13 protein-coding genes and 1 pseudogene are annotated in these 15,293 nt (G+C 68.9%); 8 read left to right on the top strand and 6 right to left on the bottom strand.

The genetic code is table 11. The features are described from left to right. Positions 1-51 precede the first annotated feature (51 nt). Entirely contained in the window at positions 52-1,530 is a 1,479-nt protein-coding gene (locus ACH45E_RS06110) for a sugar transferase (protein WP_361444239.1), read from the bottom strand. Positions 1,531-2,049: 519 nt separating this feature from the next. Here ACH45E_RS06110 and ACH45E_RS06115 point away from each other — a divergent pair. The 6 genes from ACH45E_RS06115 to ACH45E_RS06140 all read left to right on the top strand — a co-directional run bounded on the left by ACH45E_RS06115 (position 2,050) and on the right by ACH45E_RS06140 (position 9,556). Further along, complete coding sequence (locus ACH45E_RS06115; protein WP_361444236.1) at positions 2,050-2,757, top strand: helix-turn-helix domain-containing protein; 708 nt, start codon at positions 2,050-2,052, stop codon at positions 2,755-2,757. Positions 2,758-2,788: 31 nt separating this feature from the next. Beyond that, positions 2,789-3,289 carry a DUF3291 domain-containing protein gene (locus tag ACH45E_RS06120; RefSeq protein ID WP_361444233.1) on the top strand — a complete coding sequence of 167 codons (501 nt, stop codon included), beginning with the start codon at positions 2,789-2,791 and terminating at the stop codon, positions 3,287-3,289. After that, a complete protein-coding gene (locus tag ACH45E_RS06125) occupies positions 3,282-3,818 on the top strand; it encodes a hypothetical protein (protein WP_361444230.1) in 537 nt (178 codons plus the stop codon). The genes ACH45E_RS06120 and ACH45E_RS06125 overlap by 8 nt, the downstream gene beginning before the upstream one ends. A 616-nt stretch (positions 3,819-4,434) precedes the next feature. Beyond that, positions 4,435-5,775: an L-lysine 6-transaminase gene (gene lat / locus ACH45E_RS06130; protein ID WP_361444227.1), complete on the top strand. Its 1,341-nt coding sequence runs from the start codon at positions 4,435-4,437 to the stop codon at positions 5,773-5,775. 29 nt (positions 5,776-5,804) lie between these two features. Continuing rightward, a complete protein-coding gene (locus tag ACH45E_RS06135; protein ID WP_361444224.1) occupies positions 5,805-7,358 on the top strand; it encodes an aldehyde dehydrogenase family protein in 1,554 nt (517 codons plus the stop codon). Continuing rightward, positions 7,355-9,556 carry a transketolase C-terminal domain-containing protein gene (locus ACH45E_RS06140; RefSeq protein ID WP_361444221.1) on the top strand — a complete coding sequence of 734 codons (2,202 nt, stop codon included), beginning with the start codon at positions 7,355-7,357 and terminating at the stop codon, positions 9,554-9,556. Before ACH45E_RS06135 ends, ACH45E_RS06140 begins: the two co-directional genes overlap by 4 nt. A gap of 755 nt (positions 9,557-10,311) precedes the next feature. On the opposite strand, the gene ACH45E_RS06145 is transcribed toward ACH45E_RS06140, so the two are convergent. The 3 genes from ACH45E_RS06145 to ACH45E_RS06155 form a co-directional block, all read right to left on the bottom strand. Then, a complete protein-coding gene (locus tag ACH45E_RS06145) occupies positions 10,312-11,352 on the bottom strand; it encodes a vWA domain-containing protein (RefSeq protein ID WP_361444218.1) in 1,041 nt (346 codons plus the stop codon). 166 nt (positions 11,353-11,518) lie between these two features. Continuing rightward, positions 11,519-11,884, bottom strand: a complete 366-nt coding sequence (locus ACH45E_RS06150; protein ID WP_361444215.1) for a metalloregulator ArsR/SmtB family transcription factor — start codon at positions 11,882-11,884, stop codon at positions 11,519-11,521. Positions 11,885-12,084: 200 nt separating this feature from the next. Further along, positions 12,085-12,459, bottom strand: coding sequence for a hypothetical protein (locus ACH45E_RS06155; protein WP_361444212.1), 375 nt, complete (start codon positions 12,457-12,459; stop codon positions 12,085-12,087). Between the two features lie 317 nt (positions 12,460-12,776). Here ACH45E_RS06155 and ACH45E_RS06160 point away from each other — a divergent pair, with 317 nt between their 5' ends. Beyond that, positions 12,777-13,214: a GNAT family N-acetyltransferase gene (locus tag ACH45E_RS06160; RefSeq protein ID WP_361444209.1), complete on the top strand. Its 438-nt coding sequence runs from the start codon at positions 12,777-12,779 to the stop codon at positions 13,212-13,214. Here ACH45E_RS06160 and ACH45E_RS06165 read toward each other — a convergent pair whose 3' ends face one another. Further along, positions 13,215-14,012, bottom strand: a complete 798-nt coding sequence (locus ACH45E_RS06165; RefSeq protein ID WP_361444206.1) for an SDR family oxidoreductase — start codon at positions 14,010-14,012, stop codon at positions 13,215-13,217. It lies immediately after the preceding gene. Positions 14,013-14,092: 80 nt separating this feature from the next. Here ACH45E_RS06165 and ACH45E_RS06170 point away from each other — a divergent pair. Continuing rightward, positions 14,093-14,287, top strand: a pseudogene (locus tag ACH45E_RS06170) (ATP-binding protein); the annotation flags it as partial. Here the strand turns inward: ACH45E_RS06170 and ACH45E_RS06175 are convergent. Then, entirely contained in the window at positions 14,277-15,170 is an 894-nt protein-coding gene (locus tag ACH45E_RS06175; protein WP_361444203.1) for a hypothetical protein, read from the bottom strand. The pseudogene ACH45E_RS06170 and the gene ACH45E_RS06175 sit on opposite strands and share 11 nt — an antisense overlap. Positions 15,171-15,293 lie beyond the last annotated feature (123 nt).

Raw genomic sequence — 15,293 nt, forward strand, 5'->3', positions numbered from 1 at the left:
GCCCTCTCGGGCCCTCGGTCCGCGCGCCGGCCGGACGACGGCTCCCGCGCATCAGTAGGCCCCCTGCCCGTAGAGCACCGCACGCAGCGTCTTCCACAAGATCACTGTGTCCAGGGCGAGGGACCAGTCCTCCACGTACCGCAGGTCCAGCCGGACCGCCTCCTCCCACGACAGGTCGCTGCGTCCGCTGATCTGCCACAGGCCGGTGAGTCCGGGCTTGACCAGCAGCCGCCGCCGGATGTCCGGGCCGTACGCGGCGGACTCCTCCGGTAGCGGAGGCCGCGGACCGACGAGCGACATCGATCCGGTCAGTACGTTGAAGAGCTGCGGGAGCTCGTCGATCGAGTACCTGCGCAGCACCGCTCCCACCCGGGTCACCCGTGGGTCCCGGCGGAGCTTGAACAGCGGGCCGGCGCCCTCGTTGCGGTCGGCGAGCTCAGCGCGCGCCCTGTCGGCCCCGGCGACCATGGTGCGGAACTTGAGAATGGTGAACTCGCGGCCGTCCTTGCCGACCCTGCGCTGGCGGTAGAACGCCCCACCCCGGCTGTCCACCAGCACGAGCAGCCCGACGAACACCATCAGCGGCGCGAACAGCATCAGCAGAATCGTTGCGCCTACCCGGTCGACCACCCCTTTGACCGCCCGGCGGCCCCCGGTGAAGGTCGGCATGCTGACCCGGAGCAGAGGGATCCCGAGCACCGCGTCGACGTGCAGCCGCGGGCCGGCCACCTCCATCAGCACGGGGGCCACGACCATCTCGGCGTCGCTGCCCTCGAGGTTCCAGGCCAGCCGCTGCAGCCGGTCCGGTGACCAGTGCGGATCCGGTGTGACCGCGACGACACGGTAGCCGTCGCGGCGGACGTGAAGGGCGACGTCCGTCAGTCGGCCGACGACCGGCACTCCGTCCAGTTGGTCACCGTCGAGCCCCAGACCGTCCGTCATGCACACCGCGTCCACCCGCCAGCCGAGGTGCGGGAACTTGCGGGTCCGGGTGATCAGATCGCGTACGGTGGCCGGGCTCCCGGCCGCGAGCACCGGTCTCAGGCACCGTCCTTCCTTCCGCTGTTTGTGCAGCCAGAGGCGCAGCAGATACCGCGCGGGAACGGTGACGAGCGCGATCGCGGGGATCGCGACGAAGATCCAGAGTTTGATGTTGCGCGAGGTGAGGGCGATCCCGCCGAGCGCCAGTACGACGGTCGCCGCGAACAGCGAACGTCCGAGCCGGCGGAATTCCTCCGCACCCTGGCCGAGCACGGCCGGAGCCCACGACCTGCTCACCGCGAGAGACCCCAGCACCAGCAGCTCGGTGCCGAATGCGAGAATGCCCCATTTCTCATGCCAGTTGGCCGCGTCCCGGGCCCCGAAGAAGTTGCCGATCGCCGCCACCACAAAGGCGGTGGCCACGGTATCGCTGGTGATCACGGTACGGCGGTACCGCTGCTCCCAGTCGATCGCGGGCCGGCTGATAGCCCCGTCCGCCAGACGCCCGCGCGCCGACGGAAACGGGCTGACTACGCCCCCTTGCCGCACAGAACCCCCCAGGTCCCCAGTGGCTCGACGTGTTCGCCCAACACTGTTCCTCCCCCCTCGGGAGACCCCCGCCCCCCGTACTGTCCCTCCCCCGGGAGGCCCCCGCCCCCCGCGTCGCGCTGTTCCTCTCCGAAGGAGGCCCCCGCCTCCCCGTGCATGACAAACCGGCTGTTTCAGAGCTGCTTGAACAACCCGCTCTGGCGGCAGCGGACTCGCACGCGGGCATTAAGAATTGATCATCCCCACGTCCGGTGCCGGGAAAGCGATTGCTGGCTTTCCGTGGCGCCGGACCTATAGATCATTACTGGTCGCCTAGTGTTCGAACAGGCGAAGCACGGTCAATCTAGACCATCGGGGCCAGTTTTGAAGAGGGGATGTGTGTAATTCGTGTTCAAGCTTTGGGGCTGATCCACTGAACGGTGACCGCCTACCAATGCCTTCACGCCACCGCGGCCGGACTTCTGCGGTGCCCAGCCCGGTGCTTCTATCTCCAATCTGTGTTGTTCCTAGAATGGCCGGGTGAAGGACATCGACGCGATTGCGACGTTGCAGGATCCCGTGCGGCGCCGCCTGTACGAATACGTGGTGGCGCAGGGCCGCGAGGTCGGCCGCAACGAGGCCGCCGAGGCGACCGGGGTGGCGCGCACGCTCGCGGCGCACCATCTGGACAGACTGGCCGAGGCCGGGCTGCTGGAGAGCGGCAGCCGCCGCCTGACGGGCCGCTCGGGGCCGGGGGCGGGTCGCCCCGCCAAGGTGTACACGCGGGCGCGGGCCGAGCGGACGGTGTCGCTGCCCGCCCGCGACTACCGCACTGCCGCCGAGCTGCTCGCCGAGGCCGCCGAGCAGGCGGGGCTGGACGCCGGGCTCTGCGCGGCCGCGCACCGCCGGGGTGAAGCCCTGCGCGGCTCGGCGGCGCCCTGCGGCGGCCTCGAAGAGGCCATGGAGATGCTGGCCGCCCGGGGCTACGAACCGCGACTTGAAGCCGCCGAAGCCGCCGAAGCCGCCGAAGCCGCTGCGGGGGCGACCGGGGCAGGCGCACGCGTCATCCGTATGCGCAACTGCCCCTTCCACGCCGTCGCCGAACGCTTCCCACCGCTCGTATGCGGCATGAACCTCGCGCTGCTGGAGGGGCTGCTCGGCACGGACGGCCCCGTCCGCGCCCGCATGGACGCCCGACCGGGGGAGTGCTGCGTGGTGGTCGAGGATTCTAAAAACAATATTGATTGACATAGAAAAGTGGCCGTGCTGGGATGAGGCCATGACCCCACTCGCGCATGGCGCCCACCTTGCCCAGCTCAACATCGCCAGGCTCCGCCATCCCCTCGACGACCCGCGCACGACGCCGTTCGTCGAACTGCTCGACCCGGTCAACACCGCCGCCGACGGCGCGCCCGGCTTCGTGTGGCGGCTCGTGGAGGAGGGGGCGGCCGACGCCACCGCCCTGCGCCCGGCGGGCGAGGACGTCATCATCAACCTGACGGTGTGGGAGAGCCAGGAGGCCCTGTGGGACTTCACCTACCGCAGCGGGCACCTGGAGGTGATGCGACGGCGCCGCGAATGGTTCGAGCGGCACGTCGAGGCCCACCTGGTGCTCTGGTGGGTCCCCGCCGGCCACCTCCCCACCACCGGGGAGGCCTTGGAGCGCCTGGCGGACCTACAGGCGCACGGGCCCTCCCCGCGCGCGTTCACCTTCGCCTCCTCCTACACCGCAGAGGAGGCTGGCTGTCAGTGCTCGTTCATAGGATCACGGCATGCCTGATGCCTTCACCGTCTTGTGGACCCATGACACGTGCCGTGCCCTGCGCAAGGCGGGTCGCGTGGGCGAGCGGCCGCGGGTCGCCTTCAGCGGCGTTCATTCTTCCCTTCCTTCCTGGTCGGGAGCCCGTGCCGGAGACGAGGTGTACGCGCTGCACGTGAACCGGGGCGAGGTGTTCGTGGTGAGCCGGATGCGAGTGGTCGACCTGGAAAGGCGCGGCTGCTGCGGCGCAGCCCCCGCGACGTGGCGGGATCCGGCATTTCCCGGGCACGGCGACTGGTCGGCACTCGGCGCGGACGGGTGCGGCGCTGCGGCAGTGCACGTGGACGCCACGCCCGTGCGATTTGACGTGCCGATACCCGGCGACCTCCTGGAACGACTCACCTGGCGCAATCGCCGGGGACAGACCCGCGGCTTGAAGTACGTGGTGGATGGCCGCCTGAAGCGCGCGGCCAGCCTCCAGGGTTTCTATCGTCTGACATCCGAGTCGGCCGGCGATCTGGCAGAGGTCGTCGGCAACGCCGCCCCTTGATGCCAACGGAGGGCGACATTCCCGGCCGCGAGCGACCTGTCATCGCGTGCCGCCCCTTACTCGGTCATCAGAGAGGTCCCTGCGCCGTCCTCTTCCTCCGCTGTATCCCATTCCGGTCGACCTGTTCCGTCAAAGGGTGCTTCTGCCGCTCTTCGCCGGCGCGGGGGTGGGCAGGTGGCGGACTCGCACGCTGATGGGGCCGACGGACGCCGGGCGGGCCCTGGCACTGGGCGCCGCCGCCGGCCTCCTCGGTGCGCTCGGCCTGCCGGGCTGCTTGTGGTCGCCTTCGCCGTGCACCATGCGTCTTTGGTACGGCTGGTGAAACGCGATCAGTTGGTGCGGGGCAACTCGGTCGCCGCGCATCCGTCCCGGAGCGCTCGGAACGTCCTCCTCTTGTCTGGCGGCGGATCCATGAGGGCCTCCGCTTCGTCACCGGCATGCTGAGGGCAGTGGTGCGCCTGCCCAGGCGCGCCACGGGTGGATCAACCCAAGTTGCGAAGCTCTACCAATGAAGGAAACCTTGTGACTATTGTTGCGCGATAGCTAAAATATTTCCGCGTCTCCTTGCGTATGGCGAAAAATCTTCTGTGAACGGCTACTCGAGAGTAGGTGCTCCATGACGGTTGCCGCTACGTCGACGGCCCACCCGGACGAGGTGCACGAGAGGCTCGGCCGCCATGTGCTGACCGACGGTTTCAAACTGGTGCTCGACCCGTTCGCCAGTCAGGGCTCGTGGATCGTCGACGCGCGCACCGGTGAGAAGTTCCTCGACCTCTACTCGTTCTTCGCGTCCGCTCCGCTGGGACTCAACGCGCGGGGCATCGTGGACGATCCGGAGTTCATGACCCTGCTCGCGCGGGTGGCGGCGAACAAGCCCGCCAACCCCGACATCTACACCACGCACTACGCCGAGTTCGTCGAGACGTTCGCCCGGGTGCTGGGTGATCCGGACCTGCCCAGACTGTTCTTCGTCGAGGGCGGGGCGCTCGCCGTGGAAAACGCGCTCAAGACGGCGTTCGACTGGAAGAGCCGCCGCAACGAGGCCGCAGGCCGCTCACCCGAGCTCGGCACCAAGGTGCTCCACCTTCGGCAGGCGTTCCACGGCCGCAGCGGCTACACCCTCTCGCTGACCAACACCGAGCCCAACAAGACGGCCCGTTTTCCGAAGTTCGACTGGCCGCGCATCGACGTGCCCGCCGTGCGGTTCCCCCTGGACCGCCACCTCGCCGAGGTCGAGGAGGCCGAGCGACACGCCCTCGAGCAGGCGCGGCGAGCGTTCGAGGACAACCCGCACGACGTCGCCTGCTTCATCGCCGAGCCGATCCAGGGGGAGGGCGGCGACAACCACATGCGTCCGGAGTTCCTGCGGGCGATGCAGGCGCTCTGTCACGAGTACGACGCGCTGTTCGTACTGGACGAGGTGCAGACCGGGGTGGGAATCACCGGCACCACCTGGGCCTACCAGCAACTCGGCCTCGAGCCGGATATCGTCGCCTTCGCCAAGAAGGTCCAACTCGGCGGCATCATGGCCGGCCGCCGGGTCGACCAGGTACCCGACAACGTCTTCCGGGTCTCCGGCCGGATCAACTCCACCTGGGGCGGCGGGCTGGTCGACATGGTCCGGGCACGCCGCATCCTGGAGATCATCGAAAGGGACGGCCTGGTGGCCCATGCCGCAGCCGTGGGATCGTGGTTCCTGACCGAACTACGCGATCTGGAAGTCCGACACGCGCCGGTGACGTCCAACTCGCGCGGGCGCGGACTGATGAGCGCCATCGATCTGTCCGGCAGCGGCGTCCGCGACGAGGTGGTACGCCGGCTGCGAACCGAGGAGCAGGTGATCGCATTGCCGTGCGGTGAGCGTACGGTGCGCTTCCGCCCTGCCCTGTCCATCACCCAGGACGAGCTCGGGATCGCCCTGCGGGCCCTCGACCAGGTCCTCGCCGGACTGCACTGACCCCGTACCAGCCGACAAGGAGCAAAGTCATGGCCCGTTCCGTCGCCTCGATCGTTGCCGGCCGCAAGGTCGCCGGCGCTCCCGGCGGGACTCTTCAGCGCCCCAATCCAGGCCGTACCGCCGAGCTGGTCTCCGAGGTCTCGCTCGGAGACGCCTCGACGTTCACCGAGGCCGCCAAGGCGGCGAAGGCGGCTCAGCGGTCCTGGGCGGACATCCCGGCGCCGGTACGCGGATCCGCGATCGGAAAGATCGGCCGGCTCGTCGAAGCCAACAAGGACCGGCTCGCCCGCATCGTGACCGAGGAGATCGGCAAGCCGTTCGCGGAGGCACTCGGCGAGGTCCAGGAGATCATCGACACCTGCGACTTCTTCCTGGGCGAGGGCCGCCGGCTGTACGGGCAGACGGTGCCCTCGGAGATGCCCGACAAGCAGCTCTTCACCTTCCGCAACCCGGTCGGCGCGGTCGCGGTGATCACCGCGGGCAACTTCCCGGTGGCCGTGCCGGCCTGGTACCTCGTACCGGCGCTCGTGACCGGCAACACCGTGGTGTGGAAGCCCGCGGAGTACGCCGCCGCGAGCGCCAAGGCCCTCTTCGAGCTGTTCGTGCACGGAGGCGGCCTGCCCGACGGCGTACTCAACCTCGTGCTCGCCGACGGGGAGCAGACGTACGCCGGTTTGGAGGCCTCCCTCGATGCCGGTCTGATCGACAAGGTCGGCTTCACGGGGTCCACGCTCGTCGGCCAGAAGATCGGTGCCCTGTGCGGAAGCCACCTGCAGACCCCGTGCCTGGAGCTCGGCGGCAAGAACCCCCAGGTGGTCACCCCGAGCGCCAACCTCGATCTGGCGGTCGAGGGGGCGTTGTTCTCCGGATTCGGCACCGCGGGGCAGCGCTGCACGTCCCTAGGGACGCTCATCTTGCACGAATCGGTGAAGGAGGACTTCCTCGCCCGCTTCGACGCCGCGAGCCGCGCGGCCCGGATCGGCGACGCGTTCGAGGACGTCCTCTACGGCCCGATGCTCGACGAGCGGTTCGCGCAGCGCTACGAGACCTTCCTCGGGTGGATCAAGGACCACCACCGCACCTACGGTTCCGACGGCATCGGGCGGATCACGGCCGACAACCCACGCAAGGGCTTCGTCGGGGACCCCGAGGCGGGCATGTTCTATCACCCGGTGATCGTCGACGGAGTGCGCCGCGACGACGATCTGTTCCTCACCGAGACCTTCGGCCCCATCGTCTCGGTGACCACCTACCGGGACTTCGACGAGGCCCTCGACCTGGCCAACGCCCACGGCTACGGCCTGTCCGCCGCGATCTACACCACCGATCCGCACGAGGTGTGGACGTTCCGGCGCGGCATCAGCGCGGGCATGGTCAGCGTCAACAACACCACCTCCGGAGCCGAGGCGCACCTCCCGTTCGGCGGCAACGGCAAGTCCGGCAACGGCAGTCGTCAGTCGGGACAATGGGTGCTCGACCAGTTCACCCGCTGGCAGTCGATGAACTGGGACCACTCCGGCCGACTGCAGAAAGCGCAGATGGACGTGGCCACGCTCGAACCCGACATGGCCTTCCGCCTGTGAACGGCGCCGAGGACCTGGACCGGCACTTCCGCCAGGCAGTGTCCGGTCTCCGGTCGCCCGCCGGGAGCACGGACGCGGCGAGCCGGCCGCACCCCGGCGCACTGGACAGCCGTACCGCTCTGGATCTTTTCGACGCCCAACTGGAGAGCCGGCACACCGATGCCGCTGCACGGTGGATGCAGCAGCAGGGCCGTGGCTACTACACCATCGGATCGAGCGGGCACGAAGGCAACGCCGCACTCGCCCTCGCGTTGCGCCCCACCGACCCGGCGCTGCTGCACTACCGGTCCGGCGCCTTCTACTGCGCCCGCGCCCGGCAGGCCGGCGGCGTCGATGCGGTCAGGGACATGCTGCTGGGGGTGGCCGCCGGGGCCGACGAGCCGATCGCCGGTGGACGGCACAAGGTGTACGGGCGCCGCGAACTGGCCGTCATCCCGCAGACGTCGACCATCTCCTCCCACCTGCCGCGGGCAGTCGGGGTGGCGTGGAGCATCGCCCGCGCCAAGCGGCTCGGAGCCGAATGCGCCTGGCCCGGCGATGCCGTCGTCTGCTGTTCCTTCGGTGACGCCTCGGCCAACCACTCCACGGCGGCCGGCGCCGTCAACAGCGCCTGCCACGCGGCCCACCAGGGCCTTCCGATGCCCGTGCTGTTCGTCTGCGAGGACAACGGCCTGGGAATCAGCGTGCCGACACCGCATGACTGGGTGCGACGCGCCTACGGCGACCGGCCTTCTCTCGCCTACTTCGCCGCGGACGGGTGTGATCCGTCAACCGCATTCGCCACCGCGTGCGAGGCAGTGGCCCATGTACGCAAGCACCGGCAACCCGCGTTCCTGCACCTGTCGATGGTGCGATTCATGGGCCACGCGGGCTCGGACGCCGAAGCCGCCTACCGGCTGCCGTCCGATGTCGCCGCGGATCTGCTGCGAGACCCGCTGCTGGCCACTGCCCGGCTTCTCACCGCGACCGGCGTCCTCACCCAGCAGCAAGTTCTCGACCGGTACGACGATGTGGGCGGACGGGTGTTCGCCGTTGCCAAGGAGGCCCTCGACAGCGAGCCTCTGACCACCGCCGCCGAGATCGCCGCCCCCATCGCACCCCGCCGTGCCGGCCTCGTGGCGGCCGCGGCACGCCGTACGAGCGAACCACCCGCAGCGCCCGTGGGCGAGCCCGTCACCGTCGCCCAGGCCATCACCCACACACTCGCCGACCTGCTCGGCAGCTACCCGGAGATGGTCGTCTTCGGCGAGGACGTCGGCCGCAAGGGCGGGGTCTACGGACTGACCCGGGGACTGCAGCGGCGTTTCGGTACCGCTCGGGTCTTCGACACACTGCTCGACGAGCAGGCCATCCTCGGCCTCGCGCTGGGGGCGGGGCTGTCCGGGCTGCTGCCCGTGGCGGAGATCCAATACCTTGCGTACCTGCACAACGCCGAGGACCAACTGCGCGGCGAGGCCGCCACGCTGCAGTTCTTCTCCCAGGGCCAGTACCGCAACCCCCTTGTGGTCCGCATCGCCGGCTACGGCTACCAGCGCGGGTTCGGCGGCCACTTCCACAACGACAACGCGCTGGGCGTCCTGCGTGACATTCCCGGCCTGGTCATCGCCTCCCCGTCCCGCCCCGACGACGCCGCCGCGATGCTTCGCACCTGTGTGGCGGCCGGCAAGGTGGACGGAACGGTCAGCGCCTTCCTCGAGCCGATCGCGCTTTATCACACGCGAGACCTCCACTCGGAGAAGGACAACGCCTGGCTCGCCGCATACCCGCCACCCGCCGAGCACGTACCGATCGGCCAGGCACGCACCTACGGCACAGGCGCGGACCTGACCCTCGTGACATTCGGCAACGGCCTGCACATCTGCCTTCGGGTCGCACGCCGGTTGGAGCAGCAGGGCATCGCGTGCCGGGTCGTCGACCTGCGCTGGCTGGCACCCCTGCCCGTCGAAGACCTGCTGCGGGAAGCCCGTGCGACGGGACGCGTCCTTGTGGTCGACGAGACCCGCCGTACGGGAGGCGTGTCAGAGGGAGTGGTCACCGCCCTGGTCGATGCCGGGTTCACCGGCGTCATCCGGCGGGTTGCCGGCGCGGACAGTTTCATCCCGCTGGGGGACGCGGCAGAGTTGGTGCTCGTGTCCGAGTCCGACGTCGAGCGCGCCGCGATGACGATCGCGCGGGGCGCGCCGTTGGACAGGGCGTAGGTCGGCGCGTAGCTGAATCCCGTCTCCGTACTTCTGGGCTCGGCAGCGGCCATGCTCGCCGGTCGGGGGAGTCAGCCGCCGCTGCGGAGTGTGTCGAGGATGTGGGGCCAGGCAGCCGCTCCCAGGAGCGCGTCGGCTTCGGGCGTGCCTCCGTAGAGGAATCGCGGGGGCGATCAGACGCGTGGTTGCTCCAGCCGAGTGGCGCCGTTGTGCGAGTTGTTCGGCGTAGGGGAGGGACGGCCACATCGCGTCGTCGCCGCCCGCGACCAGGAGCAGATCGGCCCGCGCCCGCTCGCTGAGTTCGCATCACTGTCGGATGGCGACCGGTCCGCCTTCCGGTTCTGCGGGAGTCCAGGAGTCGTCCATCGGGACGAAGGGCAGCGCCTGTCCGTGCCAGGTCCAGGACGATCGATGAGGGTGCTGCGCTCCGTCGCGGCCTGGACGGTCCGCCCCTCTGGCTTGGAGGATGCCGACGGCGGTGGTGAAGGTCTCCAGGGGGACCTCACAGATGCCCGGGGACTGTCCCGGTCCGCCGAACAGCGGATCGACAATGCCGTCATGCCCTGCTGGGCGAGGATGGGTGCTCTTTCCCTTTCGATCCGCCCGCTGGAACCGGCCAGGACCAGAACGCCGATGTCACCGCCGCGGGCAGGAGTGACCAGAACACCTTCCCGGGGGTCGGTCAACTCGCGCTCGATGACGTCCACATGGCCTCCCGACCGGTCCGCCTCAGCCTGTCGCCAGCTTCCTGGGCGTCAGAGCATGAGGAGCAGCCGCGTGTTGGATACGAGTTTGCGGTTCACGCTGGTGCTCTGCACGAAGATCGTGAAGTCGTCGTTGTGGTTCGGCTTGACGCGGACCTCCATGTCCGGCAGGCCGAGCAGGGCTCGGGCCTCGGGCCCCGTGTACACCCGGTCCGTCTTCTTCTCCAGTACCGCGATCTGCTTCCGCGCCTGTATCTTCTCCGACTTGCTCAGTTGGTAGAACGCGCCACCGGTACGGTAGGTGTGCCCGGATTCGACGACCCAGTCCCGGATCGCCGCGTCACGGGTCACCGGGATCAGCTCGTACTGTGACGGCTTCACCGGGGTGAGGCCGGCCGCCTTGATGGTGTCCTTGTTGACCGTCTCAGCACCCGTGGAGAACACCGCCCGCGATCCCCGGATGCCCTGGGAGCGGCCCACCATGAACTTCTCGGTGGCCTGCCGGATGACCTGCCCGGCCTCCTCCAGCCCCTGTGTGCTCGTGGCGTCCCAGATGGCGATGTTGTCCTTCGGGAAACCGCACTGCATGGCCTCGCGCTTGCCCATCTGGTCCGGCACGAGGACGGCCAGCGTCCAGTTGTCCTCCTGTGTCGCGGTCATCTCGGCCACGGCAGCGACCAGTTCACGTGGGTCCCTGGAAGGAGCGTCCGGGCAGCGATGGCTTGCGTTCTCCTGCCCGTCGGTGAGGACGAACGTCAGGAAGCTGTGGTCGCCGTACAGTTGAGCCGTCTGCGCCAGCTCGCGCTGTGACTTCAGTGCGGCCGCCAGCAGAGCCGTCATTCCACCGACCCGGTACAGCTGCTTGAGCGACGGCATCCGCAGCACGTCCTTGTCGTAGATGACGCACTCCACCTTGTCGGCGAAGACGTACACCGTGACGCGGGTTTCCTGGTCCAGTTCCCTCGATCGGCGGGCAAGATAGGCAATCTGCTGGTCGGCGACCTCGACGACCTTGCGGCTGAGGTGCGACATGGACGAACTGGCATCCAGCACAAGAGCGACGTGATTGATGTAGTTCTGGTTTCCGGACATGACAGCTCCCCCTCGTTCCGACTCGATGCTCCTACCGTCTCACGCACCACTGACAATCGATCTTGGCTTCTGGCCGCACCGGCGTCAGGGCGGCGACGGCCGGGAAGACGCAGGTGTCATGGCGGATCCGGCGGTCGCGGAGGCCGCAACACCGCCACCGTCGCGGTCAGCCGCGGCCGCTCGTGGACATGGGCGGGGTGGAGGCATCGGCCTGGCGCAGTTCGGCGAGGAGTACGTTCTGCCCGTCGAGGAGTTCGGTGAGGATACGGCGGGCCGCGCGCAGGAGTTCGGCGACGTCTCCGCCGGCCAGAGCGTAGCGGACGGTGGATCCCTCCCGGATGGACACCACGATGCCGGACCGGCGCAGGACGGCCAGTTGCTGCGAGAGGCTGGACGGCTCGATCTCGATGTCGGCGAGCAGGTCCCGTACGGGGACCGGCCCGTGCTGAAGCAGTTCCAGGACCCTGATCCGCACGGGATGCCCGAGCATACGGAAGAAGTCCGCCTTGGCCTGGTAGAGGGGGACTTGCATGAGCGCTCGCTCTCTGCCCGGTCGGGTGGGGTGAGGGGCCGGGGTGCGGCGGCGCCTTGCGGCACCGCCACATCCGCCCTTCACGGCTGATCCTTGCCGCCCGGGGCCGTGCGCAGGCATGAATTGGGGTCATGCTGATGTGGTGACTTGAAGAAATCTTCACATTGTGGGCGCACGAAGCCCCGGGCTCTGTGCCGTCGTCAGACCTCGAGCTGTTCCTCGACCCGCTTGAGCTGATGGCGGGCCATGGCCAGGTTCGAGCATTCCTTGTCGAGGACCAGGTAGAGGAACAGGCCGTTCCCGCTGCGGCCGGTGATCAGGCGGATGAGGTGGTACTGCTTCTCGAGTGTGATCAGGATGTCCTCGATCCGGTCCTTGATGCCCAGCTCTGCCATCGTGCGCACCTTGGCGCGGATCACGTCCGTGTTCCCGGCTGCGGCGATCGTCAGATCGAGCTCCTTGTCCCCGCCCAGCGTTCCCAGGGCCATGCCGCTGGTGTAGTCGACGACCGCGGCTCCCAGCGATCCCTCGACCGCGGTCATCATTTCCTTCAGTGACACTTCCACGCTCGCCATGGCGGCGTCCTCCCCTTTGACTGTCGGTTGCGACGGACCGGCACTCGCCGTCCCGTCCGATGCACGGAACGTAGGCCCGGGGGAGTGACGCCGGGAGGGCGAGTCTGGGACTGACGCATGATGTTCGAAGCGCTGCTCCTCTTGTCCGTTCGAGTGACGGGAACTGATTTGGAAAGGAGCGAAGTTGGCACTCCGCCTCAAGAGCAACGAAGCCAGACGTGCTGCGCGCCGGGCCCAACTCGTCCCAGAATGCATGGAGTTCGATTTCAGGGCTCGTTCCGGCCACCGCTCGGAACAGGGACGCGATGGTGGTGCGCATGATCCGCTATACCGATGACATGGCCACGGTCGACGACGGCATGCTGCGTGGGTTCTTCGTTGGTTGGCCCGAGGCGCCTTCGCCCGCACAGCACTTGGCCGTGCTGCGGGGGAGCTTCCGTGCGGTGTTGGCGAGCGACGACGCGGCGGGTTGTGTCATCGGATTCGTGACCATGATCAGTGACGGCGTGCTCACTGCGGCTGTTCCTTGGCTGGAGGTCCTTCCGGGTTACCAGGGTCAGGGAATCGGGAGCGAGCTGATGCGCCGCATCCTGGAGGGCACGGAGCGGTTCTACTCGGTCGACCTGCTGTGCGACGCGCCGCTGCAGCCCTACTACGCCCGCTTCGGGATGACCCCGGTGCCCGGCGCTGCCCTGCGCCACCCCGCGGCACTGCGCGGGGACGCCATCGCAGGGCCGCGAGGATTGCCGAAGTGATCATCGTTCTTCGCGGGCGTCGTCCGGGGCACCGATCCAGCGGCTCGTCTCGACGTCGGCGGTTGTGTCCCGCACCAGAGTCGGAGCGATCACCAGTTCCTCGATGACCGTCCGTTGGGGGAGGGTGGCGCACAGCAGGACGGCTCGCGCCACGTCCTGCGGCTGCACCATGCGGGCCCGTGCCTCCTCGCCCGGCGGGACCGCGCGGTCGTCCAGGATCGGCGTGTTCACTTCGCCGGGCAGGATGCAGGTGGCGCGAATCAGGTCGTTGCGGAAGGTGTTGCGCAGATACGCCATGAAGTTGCGCACGCCCGCCTTCGCCGCGCCGTACGGGGCTCCGCCGAGCAGGGTGGGCCGCACCGCGGCCAGCGAGGAAACCGTGATGACCGTGCCGCCGCCGTGCGCCAGCATGTCCGGGAGGACGGCCTGGGTGAGCAGATAGACCGCGGTGAGGTTCACGCCCATGACGGCGTTCCACTCGGCCTCACTGATCCAGCGGACATCGAGCACTCTGCTCGCGCCGCCCGCGTTGTTGACCAGGATGTCGACGGGCCCCGCCATCTCCCTTGTCCACGCGACGAGTTCCCGGACCTCCTCGGCGTTCTCGACGTGCGTGGGGCGGGTCAAGGCCCTACCTCCGGCGTCCTCGACGGCCTTGGCCACTTCCACGAGGACGTGCGGCCGTCGTCCGGCGAGGATCACCGTCGCGCCCGCCTCGGCGAGCAGCAGCGCCGTCTCCCGGCCGATGCCGGTGCCCGCCCCGGTGATCAGCGCGGTCTTTCCGTCGAGGAGTCCCATGGGCTTCATCCCTCCCAGCCGCGGGCGCGCCGCACGCCCTCGGTGTCAGGATGCCCTCGCGTGTGTCCGCGCGGCACACCCCCGGCATGCCGGAGGCGTTCGTGGACGAGCTGTTCCAGCCCGGCCGGCGAGCCGGCTCCGGCGACGGGCACGACGGCGCGGGTCTGGGGCTGCCGCTCGCGCGACGCCCGGCCCGCGCCGTCGGTGGCGAGGTGTCCCACGACCCCGGGCACGCGCCCGGGGCCAGGTTCACGGTCAGCCTGCCTACCGGGTGACCGCCTCCTGCCCCTCCCGCGCCGGCCGGGCCGCGGTCCGGCGCTCCTGCACCTGGGCGTAGGCCATCAGTCCGAACAGCACAGCGAGCAGGACGGCGGACGAGCCCGCGGTCCCGAGGTCCAGGCCGCCCTTGGCGACCGGCTTGGTGAGGAAGTCGCCCGCGGTGGCGCCCAGCGGGCGGGTGAGGACGAAGGCGATCCAGAACAACAGCACGTTCGAAACCGCGGGCACCTTCATCAGCGCCACGAGCACGGCGAGGACCCCGGTCACCAGCAGGGCACCGCCGGCGTAGCCGAGGCCGGAGCTGTCGGAAAGGAAGTCGCCCATGGACGTGCCGAGGGTGTTCGACACAAGGATCGCCGACCAGAACAGGGCCTCGCCCCTGAAGGTGACGATGTCGCGGATCTGGAACGTCATCCCGCTCAGCTTCCAGGCGAGGAAGATCGCCAAGAGGATGGAGATGAGGATCGCCGCTCCGGCGGGGTAGCCGAGGCCGAGGCCCTGCGGGCCCCAGCCCAGCTTCGTCGCGCCGTTCGAGAGGTATCTGGCGCTGGCGTCGCGGTTCATGAAGTCGGACATCGTGGTGCCGGCCATGCTGGTCGACAGGATCACGGTCCAGTAGAAGAACGGGTTGTAGCGGCTGGATCGCAGCTGGATCACGAGCGTCACCACGAAGACCAGGAACAGCGCGATCGTGGTGAGGAAGTAGCCCAGCTTCAGTGTCTGCGCGAAGAGGTCGCCCGCCGTCTCGCCCAGGGTCGTCGCCGCGATCTTCATGATCCAGAAGGCCAGCGTGACCTCGGGCAGCTTCTTCATCACCGACTTGGTCGTACTCGACGTGCCTGCCACGTCGAGGTCGGTGAGGACCTCCGGTTTCTCCAACTCAACTTCTCCTTCCGGCCGAACGACAGGGCGCTCGCCCCCGGGAAGCGGGACGAGCGCCCTGTGAGATGAGCCGGCCGCCGACGGCGGCCGGGATCGTCGACCGTGGCACGAGGAGCCTGA

Source organism: Streptomyces sp. NPDC020299 (assembly GCF_044387825.1).
Classification (GTDB): Bacteria; Actinomycetota; Actinomycetes; order Streptomycetales; family Streptomycetaceae; genus Streptomyces.